20 protein-coding genes are annotated in these 19,721 nt (G+C 39.1%); 6 read left to right on the top strand and 14 right to left on the bottom strand.

Annotation, left to right across the window (positions count from 1 at the left end):
* Window positions 1–6 precede the first annotated feature (6 nt).
* The 9 genes from leuC to AAFN87_RS04200 form a co-directional block, all read right to left on the bottom strand.
* Window positions 7–1,413 carry a 3-isopropylmalate dehydratase large subunit gene (gene leuC, locus AAFN87_RS04240; protein ID WP_347789783.1) on the bottom strand — a complete coding sequence of 469 codons (1,407 nt, stop codon included), beginning with the start codon at window positions 1,411–1,413 and terminating at the stop codon, window positions 7–9.
* Between the two features lie 16 nt (window positions 1,414–1,429).
* The gene (gene leuB, locus AAFN87_RS04235; protein ID WP_347789782.1) at window positions 1,430–2,530 is read right to left on the bottom strand and encodes a 3-isopropylmalate dehydrogenase; all 1,101 of its coding nucleotides are present in this window, start codon (window positions 2,528–2,530) and stop codon (window positions 1,430–1,432) included.
* A gap of 87 nt (window positions 2,531–2,617) precedes the next feature.
* Window positions 2,618–4,159 carry a 2-isopropylmalate synthase gene (locus AAFN87_RS04230; RefSeq protein ID WP_347789781.1) on the bottom strand — a complete coding sequence of 514 codons (1,542 nt, stop codon included), beginning with the start codon at window positions 4,157–4,159 and terminating at the stop codon, window positions 2,618–2,620.
* 2 nt (window positions 4,160–4,161) lie between these two features.
* Window positions 4,162–5,175 (bottom strand): ketol-acid reductoisomerase, encoded by a 1,014-nt coding sequence (gene ilvC, locus AAFN87_RS04225; protein ID WP_347789780.1) that lies wholly within the window; start codon window positions 5,173–5,175, stop codon window positions 4,162–4,164.
* Window positions 5,176–5,233: 58 nt separating this feature from the next.
* Window positions 5,234–5,746, bottom strand: coding sequence for an acetolactate synthase small subunit (gene ilvN / locus AAFN87_RS04220; RefSeq protein WP_347789779.1), 513 nt, complete (start codon window positions 5,744–5,746; stop codon window positions 5,234–5,236).
* Window positions 5,743–7,491, bottom strand: a complete 1,749-nt coding sequence (gene ilvB, locus AAFN87_RS04215; protein ID WP_347789778.1) for a biosynthetic-type acetolactate synthase large subunit — start codon at window positions 7,489–7,491, stop codon at window positions 5,743–5,745. Before ilvB ends, ilvN begins: the two co-directional genes overlap by 4 nt.
* A 377-nt stretch (window positions 7,492–7,868) precedes the next feature.
* Window positions 7,869–9,539 (bottom strand): dihydroxy-acid dehydratase, encoded by a 1,671-nt coding sequence (gene ilvD, locus AAFN87_RS04210; protein ID WP_347789777.1) that lies wholly within the window; start codon window positions 9,537–9,539, stop codon window positions 7,869–7,871.
* 318 nt (window positions 9,540–9,857) lie between these two features.
* Entirely contained in the window at window positions 9,858–11,174 is a 1,317-nt protein-coding gene (locus AAFN87_RS04205; RefSeq protein ID WP_347789776.1) for a D-arabinono-1,4-lactone oxidase, read from the bottom strand.
* A complete protein-coding gene (locus AAFN87_RS04200; RefSeq protein ID WP_347789775.1) occupies window positions 11,162–12,340 on the bottom strand; it encodes an alanine racemase in 1,179 nt (392 codons plus the stop codon). Before AAFN87_RS04200 ends, AAFN87_RS04205 begins: the two co-directional genes overlap by 13 nt.
* 333 nt (window positions 12,341–12,673) lie before the next feature.
* Between AAFN87_RS04200 and AAFN87_RS04195 the strand changes: the two genes are divergently transcribed.
* Window positions 12,674–13,216 carry a cysteine hydrolase family protein gene (locus AAFN87_RS04195; protein ID WP_347789774.1) on the top strand — a complete coding sequence of 181 codons (543 nt, stop codon included), beginning with the start codon at window positions 12,674–12,676 and terminating at the stop codon, window positions 13,214–13,216.
* 106 nt (window positions 13,217–13,322) lie between these two features.
* On the top strand, window positions 13,323–13,580 hold the full coding sequence (locus AAFN87_RS04190) for a GlsB/YeaQ/YmgE family stress response membrane protein (RefSeq protein WP_347789773.1): 258 nt from the start codon (window positions 13,323–13,325) through the stop codon (window positions 13,578–13,580).
* Window positions 13,581–13,603: 23 nt separating this feature from the next.
* Here the strand turns inward: AAFN87_RS04190 and AAFN87_RS04185 are convergent, their stop codons facing one another.
* Window positions 13,604–14,323 carry a lytic transglycosylase domain-containing protein gene (locus AAFN87_RS04185; RefSeq protein WP_347789772.1) on the bottom strand — a complete coding sequence of 240 codons (720 nt, stop codon included), beginning with the start codon at window positions 14,321–14,323 and terminating at the stop codon, window positions 13,604–13,606.
* A gap of 138 nt (window positions 14,324–14,461) precedes the next feature.
* On the opposite strand from AAFN87_RS04185, the gene mscL reads away from it, so the two are divergent.
* The 3 genes from mscL (at window position 14,462) to AAFN87_RS04170 (ending at window position 17,449) form a co-directional block, all read left to right on the top strand.
* Window positions 14,462–14,845, top strand: a complete 384-nt coding sequence (gene mscL / locus AAFN87_RS04180; RefSeq protein WP_347789771.1) for a large conductance mechanosensitive channel protein MscL — start codon at window positions 14,462–14,464, stop codon at window positions 14,843–14,845.
* A gap of 330 nt (window positions 14,846–15,175) precedes the next feature.
* Window positions 15,176–16,291, top strand: a complete 1,116-nt coding sequence (locus AAFN87_RS04175; RefSeq protein WP_347789770.1) for a methionine biosynthesis PLP-dependent protein — start codon at window positions 15,176–15,178, stop codon at window positions 16,289–16,291.
* Window positions 16,292–17,449, top strand: a complete 1,158-nt coding sequence (locus AAFN87_RS04170; RefSeq protein ID WP_347789769.1) for an aminotransferase class I/II-fold pyridoxal phosphate-dependent enzyme — start codon at window positions 16,292–16,294, stop codon at window positions 17,447–17,449.
* A gap of 172 nt (window positions 17,450–17,621) precedes the next feature.
* Here the strand turns inward: AAFN87_RS04170 and AAFN87_RS04165 are convergent, their stop codons facing one another.
* The 4 genes from AAFN87_RS04165 to AAFN87_RS04150 all read right to left on the bottom strand — a co-directional run bounded on the left by AAFN87_RS04165 (window position 17,622) and on the right by AAFN87_RS04150 (window position 19,041).
* Window positions 17,622–18,236: an SCO family protein gene (locus AAFN87_RS04165; protein ID WP_347789768.1), complete on the bottom strand. Its 615-nt coding sequence runs from the start codon at window positions 18,234–18,236 to the stop codon at window positions 17,622–17,624.
* 138 nt (window positions 18,237–18,374) lie between these two features.
* Window positions 18,375–18,509 carry a YvrJ family protein gene (locus tag AAFN87_RS04160; RefSeq protein ID WP_347789767.1) on the bottom strand — a complete coding sequence of 45 codons (135 nt, stop codon included), beginning with the start codon at window positions 18,507–18,509 and terminating at the stop codon, window positions 18,375–18,377.
* Between the two features lie 59 nt (window positions 18,510–18,568).
* A complete protein-coding gene (locus AAFN87_RS04155) occupies window positions 18,569–18,787 on the bottom strand; it encodes a DUF2922 domain-containing protein (protein ID WP_347789766.1) in 219 nt (72 codons plus the stop codon).
* A gap of 32 nt (window positions 18,788–18,819) precedes the next feature.
* Complete coding sequence (locus tag AAFN87_RS04150; protein ID WP_347789765.1) at window positions 18,820–19,041, bottom strand: DUF1659 domain-containing protein; 222 nt, start codon at window positions 19,039–19,041, stop codon at window positions 18,820–18,822.
* Window positions 19,042–19,163: 122 nt separating this feature from the next.
* Here AAFN87_RS04150 and AAFN87_RS04145 point away from each other — a divergent pair, with 122 nt between their 5' ends.
* Window positions 19,164–19,598 carry a DUF2621 domain-containing protein gene (locus AAFN87_RS04145; protein WP_347789764.1) on the top strand — a complete coding sequence of 145 codons (435 nt, stop codon included), beginning with the start codon at window positions 19,164–19,166 and terminating at the stop codon, window positions 19,596–19,598.
* Window positions 19,599–19,721: the final 123 nt, after the last annotated feature.

Below are 19,721 nucleotides of genomic sequence, written 5' to 3'. Positions count from 1 at the left end.
TCTCCCTTATGCTTCTTGCTTCACTAATTTTCGAACGTCAACGAAATGACCGTGAATTGCTGCTGCAGCGGCCATTGCTGGGCTTACTAAGTGAGTACGAGCCCCAGCTCCTTGTCGACCTTCAAAGTTACGGTTAGAAGTAGACGCACAGCGTTCACCTGAAGGAATAACATCTTCATTCATCCCTAAACATGCAGAACAACCTGATTCACGCCATTCAAAACCAGCGTCGGTAAAGATTTTATGTAAACCTTCTGCCTCTGCTTGTTTTTTCGTAGTGTGAGAGCCTGGTACAACAATACCTTGCACACTAGGATGTAGCTTTTGCCCTTCCACAATGCTTGCAGCTGTACGTAAATCGGATAAACGAGAGTTCGTACATGAACCGATAAAAACATGTTGAATGTCAATCGATGTTATCGGCTGACCTTCCTTCAAATCCATATATGCTAATGCATTATCTAATGCTGCACGATCTGTTTCATTATCGTAATCTTCGCGCACCGGCACTGTTTTTGACACCCCAACCCCCATAGCTGGGTTTGTACCCCAAGTAACGATTGGCTCGATTTCGTCTGCATCGATTTCTAGTAGAACATCATATACGCAGCCAGGATCGGATGCTAAGCTCAACCAGTAAGCAGCTGCTTCATCGAATTGCTTTTGTGGAGCAAAACGGCGACCACGTAGGAATTCAACAGTCGTTTCGTCGGGAGAAATTAAGCCTGCTTTTGCTCCTGCTTCAATCGACATATTACAAATTGTCATACGCTCTTCCATTGATAACGCGCGAATCGCTTCACCTGTATATTCCACGATATGACCTGTACCAATTCCGATACCCCATTTTGCAATAATCGCTAAAATAATATCCTTTGCGGCAACGCCAACACCTAATTTACCGTTTACACGGATTTCCATTGTAGGCGGCTTTAATTGCCATAATGTTTGTGTTGATAGGACATGCTCTACTTCTGATGTCCCGATACCGAATGCAATTGCGCCGAATGCACCGTGAGTCGCTGTATGTGAATCCCCACACACTATTGTTTTACCAGGCTGTGTTAACCCAAGTTCTGGTCCGATAACGTGGACAATACCTTGGTCTGGATGCCCGATATCAGCTAGTTGCACGCTGAATTCTTTTGCATTATCAGCAAGTGTAGTAATTTGTTTTTTTGCAATTGGGTCATTAATTGTCGGTAAATTTTTTGTCGGCACATTATGATCCATCGTTGCAAAACAAAGGTCTGTACGGCGCACTTGACGATTTGCTAAACGTAGCCCTTCAAATGCTTGTGGACTTGTTACTTCATGTATTAAATGAAGATCTATATATAGTAAGTCCGGCTTGCCTTCTTCTCGATGTACGACGTGTGTTCCCCAAATTTTTTCAATAATATTTTTTGCCATTATATTCACCAATCCCTTAAATGTATGAAATCATAATGCTTTCAGAAACAAAGCTAGTATCGATTTCGTTAATGACTTTATCTGTCCATTCATCTGTAGATAAAACGCGTGTACCGTCTTGTGCAAGGTCCGCTGTAAAGTACCCATCATCAAATACCGCGCTTACTGCACGTTCGATTTCTGCCGCCTCTTCTATTAAGCCAAATGAGTATTGCAACATCATCGCTACTGAAAGAATTGTCGCCGCTGGGTTTGCTACACCAAGACCAGCAAGCTCCGGTGCTGAACCGTGAACCGGCTCATATAAGCCGAAGCTATCACCGCGAATTGACGCTGAAGGAAGTACCCCTAAAGAACCTGTAATAACGGATGCTTCATCACTTAAAATATCTCCAAACATATTTTCAGTCACGACTACATCATAATGACCAGGGTTTGTAATTAGTTTCATCGCTACCGAATCGACTAAATTATGCTCTACTTGTACGTCTGGATATAGCTTTTTCTTTTCTTCTACAATTTCACGCCATAAACGTGATGTATCCAACACATTCGCTTTATCTACAGAGCAAAGTTTACCACTGCGTAAACGTGCAAGCTCGAATGCATTATCAATAATGCGCTCGATTTCTTCACGGGAATATACACAAGTATCAACTGCACCTGTTGCTGTTTTTTTGCGTGGTTCACCGAAGTAAATACCACCTGTTAATTCGCGAACAATCATTAAATCGACGTTTTCTGCAACTTCACGCTTTAATGGAGAAGACGCGAGTAAGCTTGGAAACGCCTTTACAGGACGAAGGTTAGCAAATAAATCAAAATGCTTACGGATTTTTAGTAACCCTTTCTCCGGACGTAAATCTGTCGGATTATTATCCCATTTTGGTCCACCTACTGCACCGAGTAAAATCGCATCGCTTTCTGCACACATAGCAATTGTTTCATCTGGTAGTGGATTATTAAATTGATCGATTGCTGCACCGCCAATTGCACCATAGCCTAAATGAAATGTATGATTGAAACGCTTTCCGATTACTTGTAATACTTTCACTGCAGAAGCAATAACTTCAGGACCAATCCCGTCACCAGGCAATACTGTAATTTTCTTTTCCATTTGAAAACACCTTTCTTTCTCGCGTATGTCGTCGCGTTGTCTTTGTAGAAACGCCACCAAATATACAATTTGATGGCGCAAATTTGTCTATACGATTAGCTGTTTCGCGCGAATACTTCCTTGAATTAACTGTCTGTTGATCGCATTTAAATATGCTTTCGCAGATGCTTCTAAAACATCCTGTGCTGCGTCACGCCCTGTTGATGTATAGCCGTTATAACGCAAGTTAACAACTGCTTCACCTAATGCGTCGCGTCCTTTGCCAACAGATGACACACGGTAATCTAATATATTAACTGTGCCATTTACTAATTGTTCAAGCGTATTGAAAATCGCTTCTACAGAACCCGAACCAGTTGAAGCGAGTGTCTTTACAACGCCATCTGGAGTTATAACTGAAGCAGTTGCAGTTGGAATATTTTCAGTTCCGTACTGCACTTGTACGCTTTTAAGTTCGAATAACGGTATATCTTCCACTGACACTTGTTGCTCTGTTAGTAGTGTTACTAAATCTTCTTCTGTTACTTCTTTTTTGCGATCTGCTAGTTTTTTAAATTCTGCAAACGCTTTGTTTAATTTTTCGTCTGATAATTCGTAGCCCATTTTATCTGCTCGATCACGGAATGCAGCACGGCCTGAATGTTTGCCTAAAACTAATGGCACATCTTCTTCCCCGATTAAAGCCGGTGAAATGATTTCATATGTTTCAGGATTTTTCAGTACGCCGTCTTGGTGAATGCCTGACTCATGAGCGAAAGCGTTCTTCCCTACGACAGCTTTATTTGGTTGAATGACAACGCCTGTTAAACGGCTAACCATTTGAGATGAGCGTTTAATTTCTTTTAAATTTAAAGTCGTTTCTACATTGTATAGATCTTTACGAATATGCAATGCTACACCAATTTCTTCTAGAGCCGCATTACCAGCTCGTTCACCAATACCGTTAATTGTACATTCCACTTGATCTGCACCGTTTTGTATTGCTGCAATGGAGTTCGCTACAGCCATTCCTAAGTCATCATGGCAATGAGCAGAGAATTTGACTTTGTCTGCACCGCGCACATTTTCACGAAGGTATGTAAAGAGTGCACCGTATTCCTGTGGTGACGCATAACCAACTGTATCTGGTACGTTAATTGTTGTCGCTCCGGCAGCGATGACTTCACCGATAATTTTCACTAGGAAATCACGGTCTGAACGGAAACCATCTTCAGCTGACCATTGTACGAGTGGGAAAAACTTTTTAGCGTATTTTACTGCTTCAACAGCTTGTTCTAGTACTTGTTCAGGCGTCTTTTTTAATTTGTACTCCATATGAATTGGAGATGTTGCTAAAAAGACGTGAATATGAGGTTGCTCCGCTACTTTAAGCGCTTGCCAAGTCGTATCAATATCCTTTTGCACACAGCGAGCTAAACCCGTTACAATAGAGCTTTTCACTGTGCTTGCAATGCGGTTTACGGCATCGAAATCGCCAGGCGATGAAGCAGGAAAACCTGCTTCAATAATTGTTACACCTAGACGTTCAAGTTGTTTTGCAATTTCTATTTTTTCAGTAGTATTTAAATTAATACCAGCTGATTGCTCGCCGTCGCGTAGCGTTGTATCAAATATATCAATCTTGCGCACTACTATTTCACCACGACCTTCTCTTTACCTGAATTAATGAATGGCATCATCGCACGAAGTTTTGCTCCAACTTCCTCGATTTGGTGGTTAGCGCCAGCTTCTTTGAAACGAGTGTAGTCTGGGCGACCGTTTTCGTTTTCAGCGATCCAACGTTTAGCAAATGTACCGTCTTGGATATCTGTTAAAACATCTTTCATACGAGCTTTTACTGAATCGTCGATAAGACGTGGACCTGCTACATAGTCGCCCCACTCAGCTGTATCTGAAACTGAGTAACGCATAGTAGCCATACCACCTTCGAACATTAGGTCAACGATTAATTTTAATTCGTGTAATGTTTCAAAGTAAGCAAGCTCTGGTTGGTAGCCAGCCTCTACTAATGTTTCGAAACCTGCTTGCACAAGAGCCGTTGCGCCACCGCAAAGTACTGCTTGCTCACCGAATAGATCTGTTTCTGTTTCTTCTTTGAATGTTGTTTCTAGTAAACCACCTCGCGCTGAACCAATCCCTTTACCGTAAGCAAGTGCGATTTCTTTTGCTTGACCAGTAGCATCTTGGTGGATAGCGAATAATCCTGGTACACCAGCACCTTCAGTGAATTGACGACGTACTAAGTGTCCTGGTCCCTTTGGAGCTACTAAAAATACGTCTACGTCAGCTGGAGGTACGATTTGACCGAAGTGAATATTGAAACCGTGTGCGAACATAAGTGCTTTACCAGGTGTTAAGTAAGGCGCGATTTCTGCTTCATATACTGCTTTTTGACGCTCATCTGGAAGTAAAATTTGGATAACATCTGCTGCTTGTGCTGCTTCTGCAACTGTCATTACTTCAACGCCATCTTCTTTTGCTGCGTCATATGATTTACCTGGACGAATACCTACTACTACATCAAAACCTGATTCTTTTAAGTTAAGTGCATGTGCGTGACCTTGAGAGCCGTACCCGATAATTGCGATTTTTTTCCCTTTTAAAACTTCCTCGTTGATGTTTTGCTCATAATACATAGTTGCCATTTAAAATTCCTCCTAATATGTTGTTTTTTGTTTATATGCAAACTATTTTGAATTTTTATTACAAAATAGATAGCTGCGGTATTTCGGATTTTTGTGTTTCACGGACAGCTGCGGTCGCCCCTGTACGTGTTAATTCTTTAATGCCGTATGGACGGATTAGTTCGATAAATGCGTCGATTTTTTCAGGATTCCCTACTACTTGATACGTCACTACATTTTTCGCTGTATCAATAATTTGTGGGCGGAAAGGTTCAACTATCGAATTCATTTCTAAGCGCAAATTAGGTGGTGAAATGACTTTCACTAAAGCTAACTCACGAAGGACAATGGATTTATCCGTAATGTCATTTACTTTAAGTACATCTATTTGCTTTGATACTTGTTTAATGAGTTGTTCGATTTTTCTTTCGTCTTCTACATTTACAACGAATGTCATTTTAGAGAAATTCGGTTGCTCAGTATGACCGACAGTAATGGATTCAATATTAAACTGTCGTTTCATAAGAAGACCTGTTACGCGGTTTAATACACCACTTTGATTAATAACGGTTACCGTAATTACTCGTTTCACAGCTTTTTCACCCCAATCATTTCATGTAATCCTTTTCCAGGAGCTACCATAGGATAAACATTTTCAAGTTGTTTCACACGGCAGTCGATTACTACTGGCTCATCTGAGTTGATTGCTTCAGCAAAAATGCGTTCTGCGTCTTCTAACTTTTCAATTAAGTAGCCTTTAATACCGTAAGCATCAGCTAACTTCACAAAGTCAGGCTGTACAGGCATTAGTGATGAAGAGTAGCGTTCGTCATAGAAAGTTTGCTGCCACTGGCGAACCATACCTAAGCAGCCGTTATTTAAAATGACGATTTTTACCGGTAAGTTAAATTCCTGTAACAGCGATAGTTCTTGTGCTGTCATTTGGAAGCCGGCGTCACCACAAATCGAGATTACCTTTTTATCCGGCTTTGCAAACTGGGCACCTATTGCCGCTGGGAAACCAAAGCCCATCGTACCAAGTCCACCAGATGTTACCCAGCCGTGATCGTTATTTAAACGATAGTATTGTGCAGCCCACATTTGATGCTGGCCAACATCTGTTGTAACAATCGCATCACCATTTGTTAATCGGTGGATTATTTCGATTGCTTGCTGAGGTAATATTTCTTTCTCATCTTCTTCATACCAAAGGGGGTTTTCCATTTGACTTTCATCTAAATATTGCAGCCAAGCTGTCGTATTTGGACCTTCAAAGTCTTTTTTCATGAGTGCTTTTAAAGCCTCTTTCGCATCTGCCACAATTGGAATATCTGTCGGTACGTTTTTCCCGATTTCAGCTGGATCGATATCGATATGAATGATTGTTGCGTTCGGTGCAAATGTTGCTAAATTACCTGTTAAACGATCATCGAAACGCGCCCCAATATTAATTAGTAAATCTGATTTAGTAATGGCATCGTTCGCCGTTGCTGTACCGTGCATCCCAGCCATTCCGTAAAATTGTTTATGCTGTCCATGGATGCTACCAAGGCCTAATAAAGTATTAACAATCGGCAATTTGTATTTTTCTGCAAATTCAGTTAATTCCTCGCGCGCATCGGCAAATAATACACCCGCACCAGCTAAAATAAGCGGTTTTTTCGATAAAGTAATCGCTTGAATCGCCTTTTGAATTTGTAAATAATTTGGCTGATATGTTGGCTGATATCCAGGTAAATAGATTTCATCTGGTGTTTCAGGCATATCGCCATCTTCAAAAATAGCCTGAGAAACGTTTTTTGGGAAATCAATTAGTACTGGCCCTTTTCGTCCAGTGTTAGCAATATGAAACGCTTCTTGCACAATTCTTGGAATATCACGAATATCTTGCACTTGGTAATTATGCTTTGTAATCGGTGTTGTAATGCCCATAATATCCGCTTCTTGGAAAGCGTCTGTCCCGATAACAGAAGTTGCTACTTGGCCAGTGAAAATAACAAGTGGAATTGAATCAATCATTGCATCCGCTATACCTGTTACTAAGTTTGTTGCTCCAGGACCACTAGTAGCGATTACGACACCCGCTTTATTAGAGACACGTGCATAACCTTCTGCTGCATGAATCGCACCTTGTTCATGACGCGCTAAAATATGGCGAATAGGATTACGGTACATCGCATCATAAATTTGCAAAACGGCTCCACCAGGGTAACCAAAAACTATTTCAACACCTTGATCGTGTAATGCCTGCACTAAAATATCTGCACCATCTCGTGGTTTTTTTACTTCTTCTGCTACTGCTTCTTGCGTTTCATTCATCGAAACATTTGCACTCATTATTTGTCTCCTCCCTACATGTTTAAAAAGATAATAAAAAAGCCTTTTTCTCCGCACGCAAAATAAGACCTCTTGCGCAGGGATGAAAAAGACTTTCCATGGTACCACCCTAATTTATAGCATTCAAAATAAATGCTACCTCGTGAATAATGTGAGACTCCCTACCTCCACTAAAAAAGTGTGCAACTGAGAATAGGAACATTATCCATTAATAACGAGCACTTCGAATATGCCCGGAGCTATCTAATGGCGGTACCGCGTTTAATAGCTCACTCCGAGGGGATGTCGGAACTAGTTGTATCGTCGGCTTCCAGCAACACCGACTCTCTGGTAGATACAAATCTCTAGCACCTTTAACCTCATCAACGATTTGGTTATTAAATTTTCATGACGCCGCCCTGTGAAGCATTCGTTACTAAAGCTGAGTAACGAGCTAACCAGCCGCGTTTAATTTTTGGCTCAAATGGTTGCAAGTTTTGACGACGCTCTGCAAGAACTTCCTCAGAAACTTGTAAATTAATCGTTCTATTTGGTAGGTCAATTACAATTGTATCGCCGTTTTCGACTAATGCAATTGGACCTCCTTCTGCAGCCTCAGGTGAAATATGTCCGATTGATATACCACGTGATGCACCTGAGAAACGTCCGTCTGTTATAAGCGCGACTTTAGTTCCTAATCCCCGACCTTGAATAGAAGAAGTTGGGGCAAGCATTTCTGGCATACCAGGACCACCTTTTGGCCCTTCGTAACGAATGACGACAACATGCCCTTCACGAACAGTCCCTTCATCAATCGCAGTTTGTGCTTCCTCTTGAGAGTTAAACACAATTGCTTCACCCGTAAACACTTTAATCGACGGGTCTACAGCACCTACTTTAATAACTGAACCTTCTGGCGCAATATTGCCAAATAAGACTGATAATCCGCCAACTGGTGAATATGGGTTATCTTTCGTACGAATAACTTGATCATTTGTAATATGATCATTTTTTACTAATTCGCCCATTGTTACACCTGCTATTGTTGGACGGTCTGGATGAATCGCACCTGGTATTTTTGCAAGCTCATTAATAATTGCCTGCACTCCACCTGCTTTATTAATATCATCCATCGAAATATCACTAGCTGGCATAATTTTCGCTAAATACGGTACACGCTCAGCTACTTTATTTATATCTTCAATGTTATAGTCGATTTCAGCTTCGTTTGCAATTGCAAGTGTGTGGAGAACAGTATTTGTAGAACCACCCATTGCCATATCTAGTGCAAATGCATCATCAATTGCTTCTTTCGTAATAATGTCGCGTGGCTTCACATCTTCTTTAATCATACGTACTAAATGTTTTGCTGCTTCTTTAATTAAGCGGTGACGTTCCTCGCTTGTTGCGACGATCGTACCGTTCCCCGGAAGTGCTACACCGAGCATTTCCATTAAGCAGTTCATTGAATTCGCTGTGAACATACCAGAGCATGAGCCACATGTAGGGCATGCATTATTTTCAATATCTAGTAATTCCTCAGCTGACATTTTGCCTGATTTATGAGCGCCAACCCCTTCAAAAACTGATGTTAATGAAAGTTGTTTACCGCTTGCAGATGTACCTGCTTCCATCGGGCCACCTGATACGAAGACAGAAGGTACGTTTGTACGAACAGCTGCCATTAGCATTCCCGGTGTAATTTTATCGCAGTTCGGAATGTAAAATACACCGTCGAACCAGTGGGCATTAATAACAGTTTCAGCAGAATCTGCAATGATTTCACGACTCGGTAGCGAATAACGCATTCCGATATGTCCCATTGCAATACCGTCATCTACACCAATTGTATTGAACTCAAACGGAATGCCGCCTGCTTCAATAATGGCTTCCTTGACGACATCCGCGAACTCTCGTAAGTGAACATGTCCAGGTATTATATCAATATATGAGTTACAAACACCGATGAAAGGCTTATCTAAATCTCTTGCCTTCACTTTGCCCGTAGCGTAAAGAAGACTACGGTGAGGAGCACGGTCAACTCCTAGTTTAATCATATCACTTCTCATTTTTCTAAAACGCCCCTCACGCATTGCACCATTAACTAATCTGTTAATGCTCCAAATACTTTTGTTACATGATGGTGTTCGTTGTAACTAACGAACGTATTAAATTGTTGCTATCATAGTACGAAAAGTAGTAGTGCGTCAACAGTATTTTTTTAATTATTTACACAATTTAAAAAACTCAAACTATTAGAAAACGTTTTCATCATGATTACTGTAAGGAAAATGCTCATTAAAGTATTTTTTTCGAATTTATGACAAAATCAAAATTATTTAAAATATTTAATTTTTCGTTTAATTTAAATGGAATTAATTACTTAATTATTGAAAAATGTGCCGAAAATAAGATGTCAAAAAAATATTGTGCGGGTCTTGCTTTTGACGCACTTTCGCAAATTGTTCAAATTGTGGATAATACGAGCGAATATTACTAGCATGATAGTCATTTATTTTGCCCCAATGCGGTCTGCCACCGTATTTTCCCATCATCGTCCGTACCCACTCAAAATAAGCCGTTTCGTCCATTCCTTTATACATATGAAACGCGATAAAAGCACTTTCTTGCCCTTGCGTTGGACTAAGAAAACCTTTTTCCCCCGTTGTCGTTCGGCATTCGATCGGGAAATGGACATTAAATTGCTGACGTTTTAACGTATGATGTACTTCTTCCATACATGCTTCGAAATTGACGAGCGGGATGGCATATTCTATTTCATTAAATTTGACGCTCCTCGGTGAAGGATAAATCATATAAGAAAGTCCTATGCGTTCCCCTTCAGAAACAAGTTTTGAACTGAGTTTACTTACAGCAAGGCTTGCACGTGGTTGCCATTTGCACACTTCTGAAGCAACATAAAAAGCACCGTTTTCAAGCAATTGTAATTTCAGTTCATCGACCTTTTGTTGCCATTTATTTTGTTCTTGCGGTGCGACAATATCCATTTTTTTCACTTGAATAAGGTCACTACCCGGAAAGTAAAACCATTCTACATGGCGATGTTCACGAATCGTTTGCTGGAAGCGAGAAAGCTCCTCTGAAAAATATGAGCGTGTAGAAGTGTAATGTAAGCTATATAACGGGATAACTTTAATAGTTACCGTAACTAAAATGCCTAATAAGCCGACTGAAACATGCAACGCGTCTGATAATTCATCATCCTTCCGTTCATGTTCGATATAGTCACCTAAACCATTAACAAATCCCCATTTTGTTACCATTGAAGAAAAGGAGCCGAGCGTTATTCCTGTGCCATGTGTACCCGTCGCAATGACGCCCGCTAATGTTTGAGTTTGTATATCCCCCATATTAGTAAGCGCTAAGTCGTACTCTGCTAATATTGGTCCAATTTCATGTAAATATGTACCTGCATAAAAAGTAGCGCTATGCTGCTGCTTATCAATTGATATTAGACCACGCAAATGATGCAATGTTAAAGCCGCGCTTTCTGGCATTGCAACAGGGCTAAATGAATGGGCCGCACCTGTCACCCTAATAGTCTGCTGTTCATTTGCCTGCTGTACAATTTGCTGTACTTCTTCAATACAAGTTGGTGCGTAAAATGTATTTGGATAAGACACAACATTATTTGACCAATTTGTCCACGCTTTCCCTTGTTGCCAATTTTTCATAGAAAACATTGTTGATCACCTCTATATGTTAAGATAGGACCTTGAAATTTTGTTCCTCTTACACTTTGTAACGTATTAAACCGTTCACATAATTCCCCTGCTTTTGCATGACGTAAATACACCGTATCGCCTATTTTTAACGTACCCGACGGCGCACGAAATGGCGTTTGCACTTCTCCCGGTCCTTCTAATGGTAAAAATGTATATTCTTTATTCAAAAACACAGGCAAACGGTCCGCACCAGCTGCTCCAGATGCGACATAACCACCGCCATGACAAACGAAAGTACTGTCATCAAATTGCCTTGTGACACGTAATGCAAAACCAACTGCTGGCAATATATTTAAAGATTCATAGTCATCAAATAAGACGGGTGCAAAGAAGGCAGAACCAACTGTTACTTCCGTTACTTCTGGCTGCTGGCAAGTAAAATCGATACTTCCAGAGCCTCCTCCATTCACAAAAGACAACGGCGTTACCGATTTTACATGAGCGATAGCAAACTGACGGAACGAAGTCACTTTCTGCAGAGATTTACCTTTAAGTTTGCGAATTAGGAACCCTTTTATACGCAATTTTTTATTTGTAGCTTTTTGCAAATCAGGTATTCCTGCAATTTGTGCCTCGTACCCCATCACTCCTCGTATGCAAATATTTGGGAACTGCATTATTTCTTCTACAAAATCAATTAATTTTTCAATTGTATTGAGCGGCGAGCGTTTCGTTCCAAAATAAAGCCACTTAAAATCCGTCGAAACATTGATATCAAGACAAATATTAGCAACTGTATTTATCTTTTCCGCGCACTGTTGCAAAAGCACAATTTGCTCTACTGCATCGACCATAAAAGTAATGTTTTTACCTGTTCGACTATAATGAAGTAGCTTTTCAATCGACTTTGTTTCATACGTGGGATAACCAAGTAAAAGATCATCTAGCCCTTGCTCAAGTAAATACACGCTCTCAGCAGCAGTATATGTCATAAAGCCCACACAATTTTTCAATTTCGATTGAATATACTTCAAAATTGTTACCGACCGAATAGACTTTGTAGCTATGCGAACTGGCTTTGTAGCAACGTCATTGACGAACTTAATATTAAAATCTAACGCATCGTAATCAAGCCACGCAAATGGCCTCTCGAGCATGTGAAAGGCACGTTCAAATTTTTGCATCCTAGTCACTCCTTAAAAAAATCTGTTATAGCGAAAAAACAAAAAAGCTTAGCAGCAGGTTGCTAAGCCTCTAATTTCAAATTAAGTAACAAATATAAAATCTACAGCGAGGTTTATTAAAATGACAGCGTGTAATACAGCGAAAATTAATCCTTGGCGATTTAATCTTTCCGTTAACGCTAAATCCATATCCATCACCTCATTGATTTATTTCCTTAAATATACAACACAGCCGTTCGATTTGCAAAAAATTCAGAATAGTTAATTTAGTCTGTTCTTTACACATTTTGTATTCCAAATGGCATAATATAAGAAAATGCTGGAGGTACTAATATGAAAAAAGCTTTGATCGTTATTGATTATACAAATGATTTCGTCGCTGCTGATGGTAAGCTTACTTGTGGGGAACCAGGGCAAGCAATCGAAAGCAAAATTGTAGAATTAATTGAAACATTCACCGAACAAAAGGAATTGGTAGTTTTTGCAAATGATGTGCATTTTGAAGGTGATTTGTACCATCCGGAAACAAAGCTTTTTCCACCTCATAATATTTTTGGTACTTCAGGCCGTGAATTATACGGAAAAGTCAAAACTAAGTATGAAGAAAATAAAGCACAATATATTTCTTTAGATAAAACACGTTATAGTGCTTTTGCTAGTACGAATTTAGCTTTATTATTAAAAGAACGTGGCATTAATGAAATTCATTTAGTTGGAGTTTGTACGGACATTTGTGTATTGCACACGGCAGTAGACGCATATAATTTATCATATAAAACTATTATTTATAAGGGTGGTGTCGCTAGCTTCAATAAAGCTGGTCATGACTGGGCTCTAGGTCACTTCGAGCATACACTCGGTGCAACTGTGAAATAAAAACCAAATAAATACTATAAATGCTCATTTTCTGTTTAAATCCTTACGTAATTGGACATAAATAAGTAGGCGATATTATTACTTGTTTTACAAAGGAGATGAACTCATGTTTAGCTTTATTTGGTACCTTATTATTGGCGGTCTTTTAGGATGGTTAGCTGGTGTGATTCTTGGTAAAGACATACCAGGAGGTGTCATCGGAAATATTGTTGCTGGTGTAATTGGCTCATGGATAGGTAGTATGGTGCTTGGAAACTGGGGATGGCGAGTGTCAGATTTTTATGTATTCCCTGCATTAATCGGAGCAGTTATATTGATATTCATTGTAAGCTTAATTATGAAATCGATGCATAAAACGACTTAAAATTTTACAAAAGCGTCAACTCATTAATTTTGAGTTGGCGCTTTTGTTGTATCTCCGAGTGCAATCCGTTCTAAATCCATACTATAATTACGATATAATTTATAATAATACAAAACATCTTCTACATATTTCTCGCTATGATTATATTGAAATATTGCTTTTTTCAGTTCCCCTTTTGCAACACCTGATTTTGATAAAAAATTGGCAGCAGAATAAACCGCATCTTCAATATCGAACGGATCGGCCTTTCCATCACCATTCGCATCTACACCGTAGCCACCATATTTTTTAATAATTGCTGGATTTATTTTTTCCGCTTGCGTAATTTCACCTTGTCCAAGCCCAGAGCATGTTGGATGCTTCCAACCGACAAATGTACATGGCATAAACTGCATATGCCCTTCAGCACCAACTGGCGAAATAAGTTTGCTCATCGTTGAAAAACGCGTTTCAATTCGGTGATGCGCCGCAAGAAGAGTCCAAGGAACATCGTATTTTTCTCCCGCTGACATATATATCGGGATGTACTCAATTGGAATTTGTATATCAAAATTAGATTGTATATGTTCGAGATCTGCCATTTCGTCAGCTTGCTCGAAAATAGGTAGTTCGCGTAGCTCTTGCCAAGCGAGAAACGCAAAAAAATAAACAGTAATCGCTACTGGGACAAGTAACAGTATTAAAAACAGCTTAACCGCTGGAGAAAGCAAAGGTTTTTTCGGTTTATTCTTATTTTTTGCCATAGACGTCACCTAACTAAAATTTATTTATGATTTATTATAACTTAACTTCCCATAATCTATCAGAGTTGAAAATTTATTTCAAAAAGTATAAAATACATAGTCATACTTATATTATAATACATAAGGAGATGTAGACAAATGTGGAAAGACTTTAAAGAATTCGCAATGCGTGGCAATGTAATGGATTTAGCTATAGCAGTCGTTATCGGTGCCGCATTCGGTAAAATCGTTACTTCATTAGTAGAAAATATTATTACTCCATTACTGGGTGCAATTACTGGTGGTATTAACTTTGAAGACGACTTCATCTATCCAGTAGGTGATGCTAAAGTTATGTTCGGTTCATTTATCCAATCGATCATTGATTTCTTAATTATTGCTTTTGCAATTTTTATGGCACTTCGCCTATTAAATAAATTAAATCGTAAAAAAGAAGTTATTGTCGAAGAACCCGTACCAACGCTTGACACAAAAGAAGAATTACTAAAAGAAATTCGTGATTTACTAAAAAAACAAGCTTAGTCAAAACAGCCTCATTATGATCAACTTTCGTTTATTTATCTAATTCTTTGAGTTATTTATCAAATATCAAGAGTTATTTATCTAATTTGCGGACATATCTACCTTACCCCAAAAATTATTTATCACACAGCTTTTCAACATAATATGTTCAACTACTTTACGCTTGTAGCCTCATGTTCAACACGTGAGGCTATTTTTTTTACCATTTCCATCTGAATTTCCCCTATTCCTCTGCAACACTATTGAACCAGCTCACTTAAAATGATAAATTGAGTTAATAATCGATTCATTCTAAATGTTTCGTAAATTAAAAATAGGAAGAGTGAGTGTATGACAAAGCAACATATCGACACAACATTAGTACAACTTGGCAATCAAAGCGACTTAAAAACTGGTGCGGTCAATCCCCCAATCTATTTTTCAACAGCATACAAACATAATGGTATTGGTCAATCTACTGGCTATGATTATACACGTACTAAAAACCCTACGCGGGATATTTTAGAAGAAGGTATTGCAAAGCTTGAAGGTGGCGACGCTGGCTTTGCGTGTAGCTCTGGGATGGCTGCGATTCAATTGGTCATGTCATTGTTTAAGCCGAATGATGAGTTAATTGTTCCAGAAGATTTATACGGCGGAACTTACCGATTATTTAAAACGTACGCAGAAAGCTATAATATTAAGCCAGTTTATTCTCCTTTTACTTCAGTACATGAAGTGGCAGCTCTTATTACAGAAAACACTCGAGCATTATTTATCGAAACACCGACAAACCCACTTATGCAGGAAATTGATTTAGCAAAATATGCTGCACTTGCAAAAGAACACGACTTACTTCTTATCGTCGACAATACATTTTATACACCTTATTTCCAATGCCCTATTGAATTAGGTGCTGATATCGTTGTACATAGTGCGACAAAATATATCGGAGGACATAATGATGTACTTGCAGGTCTTGTCGTAGCGAAAGGTGATGCACTTTGTGAGCGCCTTGCTTTTATGCATAACGGCATAGGAATGGTATTGGGACCAATGGATTGCTGGTTATTAATCCGTGGCATGAAAACATTACACCTCCGATTAAAACAGCATGATGTGAATGCAAAAAAGATTGCTGCTTATCTTGAAAAAGAGCCACTTGTTTCGGATGTATTATATACAGGAAAAGGTGGGATGCTAGCATTTCGTGTGAAGGACGCGGCGATGGTCGATCCTTTCTTACAAAACATTAAGCTCATTACATTTGCAGAAAGCCTAGGTGGTGTAGAAAGCTTTATTACGTACCCTGCTACGCAAACACATGCAGATATGCCGCTTGAGGAACGGATGGCACGTGGGGTTTGTGACCGTTTGCTGCGTTTCTCAGTTGGTGTAGAAGAAGCAGAAGACTTAATAGCGGATTTAGAGCAAGTATTTGACATGCTGCGAAAGGATGGATTCTAAATGACAAATTTAGAAACAACATTCATACACGGCGCAATTCGCGAAGGCTATGCTGATAAAAAAGGTGCTGTCAATGTACCAATGTATTTATCATCTACATTTCATCAACAATCAATCGATGAATTTGGCGAATTTGACTATGCTCGTTCTGGCAATCCTACTCGCAATGCTCTAGAACGTGCAATTGCAGAATTAGAAGGTGGTGACCGCGGCTTTGCCTTTTCTACAGGTATGGCAGCGGTATCAGCATGCTTTATGTTACTGTCGAGCGGCGACCATATAGTCATTACAGAAGATGTGTACGGTGGAACATATCGCTTCGTCACAAAAGTATTACCACGCTTCGGTATTACGCATACATTTGTAGATTTTACTGATTTAGAAGCTGTGCGCGCAGCAGTGAAACCGGAAACAAAACTTATTTATATAGAAACACCATCAAATCCAACGCTCGGTATTACCGATATTCGCGGTGTAGTAGAAATTGCTAATGATTCGGGTGCACTTACATTTTTAGATAATACGTTTATGACCCCTCTACACCAACGCCCACTTGATTTAGGGGTAGATGTTGTCATTCATAGTGCAACGAAGTTTTTATCGGGACATTCTGATATTGTGGCAGGTTTAGTTGTGACAAGAACACCTGAGCTTAGTGACACAATTTACTTTATCCAAAATTCGTTCGGCTCTGTGCTCGGTGTACAAGATAGTTACACCCTTATTCAAAATATGAAAACGACATCTGTAAGATTTAATGAAGAAGCACGTGTTGCAATGAAAATTGCCGAGTATCTAGAGGCTCATCCACTTGTGGAGAAAGTGTATTATCCAGGATTGACAACACATCCTGGCCATGCAATTCATGCTGCGCAAAGTACATCTCCCGGTGCAGTACTATCGTTTAACCTACCAAATTATGAAGTAGCGAAAAAGTTCGTGGAAGCTATGAAAATCCCTGTATTTGCAGTAAGTTTAGGAGGGGTCGAATCGATTTTATCGTACCCTGCCAAAATGAGCCATGCTGCAATGGAGCCTGCTGAACGCGCAAAGCGAGGCATTACAGACGGTTTATTGCGCTTCTCTGTCGGCTTAGAGAACGAGGACGATTTACTTGCTGACTTTGCGCAAGCTTTAGAAAAAGCCGCTCAGCCTTAAGAGTAAATCTTAGTTTCTAACAACTTGAAATAAAAAATTGGGGGTGTCCCGAAAGTCGAAAACTTTCAGAACACCCCCATTATTTCTTACAATAATTATCTATCAAGAAATATTGCTCCTGCTGTGGTCGTAAAGAAGGCATCTCAAAATTACTTTTCAGACGCCCTCTTCATTATTTCCCTAAACGTTCTTCAATTAATGTTTGTAAATCGATTGCAATTGTATCTATTGGCACGCCGCCCTCTGCTTCTGAAGCGCCTGTATATGTTTTAACAACTATTCCTGTTTCATCAACTAAATTAAATGTATTCATATGTGTCACTTGTTCTTCGCCTTCTACAGCTTTAATAAATGTATTAAATGACTTTCTACCGAACTGCTCGATATATGTTTGATCATAGCCAGTTAATAATTGCCATTTCGACTCGTCCGGCACTGAATATCGTTTTAAATACTCTGCCAATACTTCAGGCGTATCATTTGCAGGGTCTACAGAAAAGGCTACAATATTATAGTCTTCTACCCCTTTATCTACTAATTTTTGCTGGATTTCAGCCATATTATTCATCATTGGAAAACAAACCGTATTACAGTTAGTAAAAACAAACATCGCTAGCCACGGCTTCCCTTTTAAACTTTCAAGTGACACTGCTTCACCATTTTGATTTGTAAATTCGAAGTCTTCAATTTCATAAGATGTTGTCGGTTTAAATTTATAATTGCTACATGCACCTAAAATACTTGCTACACACAACATCATTACAACGCCAAGTAGTTTTTTTTTCATCTATTTCTCTCTCCACTCTGTTTTCATTAATTTTATCTTAACGAATTGGCATTGTTTATACAATAGTTGTATTAGTGAAAGGTTTCTGACTAATTTGTGAAAGCCTATTTCACAATTAGTATATTTCGTATCAAATTACTAATCTTTTTGTAATCTAATTGATAGTAGTGCTTCATGAATCGCTTCTAATTTTGTTTCAATACGGTATAGTAAATAAAACGATACGAGTATTGGAAAACCAATTTCTTGGACTAATGAAACCCACTGATCCATAAATATCCTCCTCTCTATTATAAAAGACCGGCAAAGTCCCCTTTACCGGCCCTAATCTTTTACACTACATCAAAATCAGTAACTACACGGTCAACTATGCGCGCTGATTTTTTTGCAAGTATCGATAAACCATCTTTCATAAAAATATTTTGGTCGACAATTGTTTGCATCGCAGCAGACACTTGTCCAGCTGTTAAATCTAGCTTTGGTGACGCAACAGATAAAGTCATCGTTTTATTTTCTGGCATTTCAAATACGAGCTGAAGTGTTTGTGACATATGATCCCTCCTTTCTTTTCTTCATTTGCCAATTAAAGCGTCGCTACACGCTGCTTATCCGTTTTTGAAATATCGGCTAACGGATATGTTGTTAAGCTTGCGATAGCGCCAGCAAAGGCAGCTACTTGTTCAGCAGTTACAGTTGTTTGAATATTGCGGTAAGCTGACGTTTTGTAAATCGGGTCATCATTGTCATTCGTACCAACTTCAAACTTTAATGCTAATGTGACTTGCTCTAACTCGAAGTTTGCCATCTCTTTTCCCCCCCCTTCAATAACTTATATACATTTTGACATAGTAAAAAGGGACAATTTTTATGATATAATTTGTAAAAGCTATTATAATAGAGTTTAGAGAGAGTAAAGAGGTGAACGTTTTGGGTGCAAGTTTAGATGGTTGGTTTGTATGGTTTATATTATTTTGGGTCGTTTTAATGATTGGACTCATGTCAATTGGCGGTTTTTTCATGTTCCGGAAGTTTTTAAAGAGAATGCCAAAAGAAGATGGTAAATCGGATTTAGATTGGCAGGAGTTTTATTTAGATAAAACTATTCATTTATGGGGTGAAGATGCAAAATCTTTATTAAATGAGTTAACTTCTCCTGTACCAGAACTATTCCGGCAAGTAGCAAAGGAAAAAATCGCAGGTAAAATTGGAGAGCTAGCGCTTGATGAACATGCAACTAAAATTAACGATGATTTAATTATTCGCGGTTATATTCAAGCTACGCCTAAGCGTGATCATAAGTTTTTACGCAAAAAACTCGATGAAATGAAAATCGATGTAGCACCGTATGAGCATTTGTTTTAAGAAAGTGGGGTCGGTTCCAGCAGCTGGCCTTTTTGTTTTGATGTTTTTTATTTTCACTATATGTATGCTACTGCAGCATCTTTTTTTACTATGGATGATTTTTGGTGTCCCTAAAAGTAGTCA

It is taken from the genome of Solibacillus sp. CAU 1738 (genome assembly GCF_039888725.1).
In the GTDB taxonomy this organism is placed as follows: Bacteria; Bacillota; Bacilli; order Bacillales_A; family Planococcaceae; genus Metasolibacillus.
The sequence above is the reverse complement of the archived record's forward strand: the minus strand, read 5'-3'. Positions and strand labels throughout refer to the sequence as shown.

Excerpts from the sequence above, each read along its gene's own strand:
- leuC (WP_347789783.1), bottom strand. The coding sequence starts at position 1,413 with ATGGCAAAAAATATTATTGAAAAAATTTGGGGAACACACGTCGTACAT.
- leuB (WP_347789782.1), bottom strand. The coding sequence starts at position 2,530 with ATGGAAAAGAAAATTACAGTATTGCCTGGTGACGGGATTGGTCCTGAA.
- ilvC (WP_347789780.1), bottom strand. The coding sequence starts at position 5,175 with ATGGCAACTATGTATTATGAGCAAAACATCAACGAGGAAGTTTTAAAA.
- ilvB (WP_347789778.1), bottom strand. The coding sequence starts at position 7,491 with ATGAGTGCAAATGTTTCGATGAATGAAACGCAAGAAGCAGTAGCAGAA.
- ilvD (WP_347789777.1), bottom strand. The coding sequence starts at position 9,539 with ATGAGAAGTGATATGATTAAACTAGGAGTTGACCGTGCTCCTCACCGT.
- AAFN87_RS04205 (WP_347789776.1), bottom strand. The coding sequence starts at position 11,174 with ATGTTTTCTATGAAAAATTGGCAACAAGGGAAAGCGTGGACAAATTGG.
- AAFN87_RS04200 (WP_347789775.1), bottom strand. The coding sequence starts at position 12,340 with ATGCAAAAATTTGAACGTGCCTTTCACATGCTCGAGAGGCCATTTGCG.
- AAFN87_RS04195 (WP_347789774.1), top strand. The coding sequence starts at position 12,674 with ATGAAAAAAGCTTTGATCGTTATTGATTATACAAATGATTTCGTCGCT.
- AAFN87_RS04190 (WP_347789773.1), top strand. The coding sequence starts at position 13,323 with ATGTTTAGCTTTATTTGGTACCTTATTATTGGCGGTCTTTTAGGATGG.
- AAFN87_RS04185 (WP_347789772.1), bottom strand. The coding sequence starts at position 14,323 with ATGGCAAAAAATAAGAATAAACCGAAAAAACCTTTGCTTTCTCCAGCG.
- mscL (WP_347789771.1), top strand. The coding sequence starts at position 14,462 with ATGTGGAAAGACTTTAAAGAATTCGCAATGCGTGGCAATGTAATGGAT.
- AAFN87_RS04175 (WP_347789770.1), top strand. The coding sequence starts at position 15,176 with ATGACAAAGCAACATATCGACACAACATTAGTACAACTTGGCAATCAA.
- AAFN87_RS04170 (WP_347789769.1), top strand. The coding sequence starts at position 16,292 with ATGACAAATTTAGAAACAACATTCATACACGGCGCAATTCGCGAAGGC.
- AAFN87_RS04165 (WP_347789768.1), bottom strand. The coding sequence starts at position 18,236 with ATGAAAAAAAAACTACTTGGCGTTGTAATGATGTTGTGTGTAGCAAGT.
- AAFN87_RS04160 (WP_347789767.1), bottom strand. The coding sequence starts at position 18,509 with ATGGATCAGTGGGTTTCATTAGTCCAAGAAATTGGTTTTCCAATACTC.
- AAFN87_RS04155 (WP_347789766.1), bottom strand. The coding sequence starts at position 18,787 with ATGTCACAAACACTTCAGCTCGTATTTGAAATGCCAGAAAATAAAACG.
- AAFN87_RS04150 (WP_347789765.1), bottom strand. The coding sequence starts at position 19,041 with ATGGCAAACTTCGAGTTAGAGCAAGTCACATTAGCATTAAAGTTTGAA.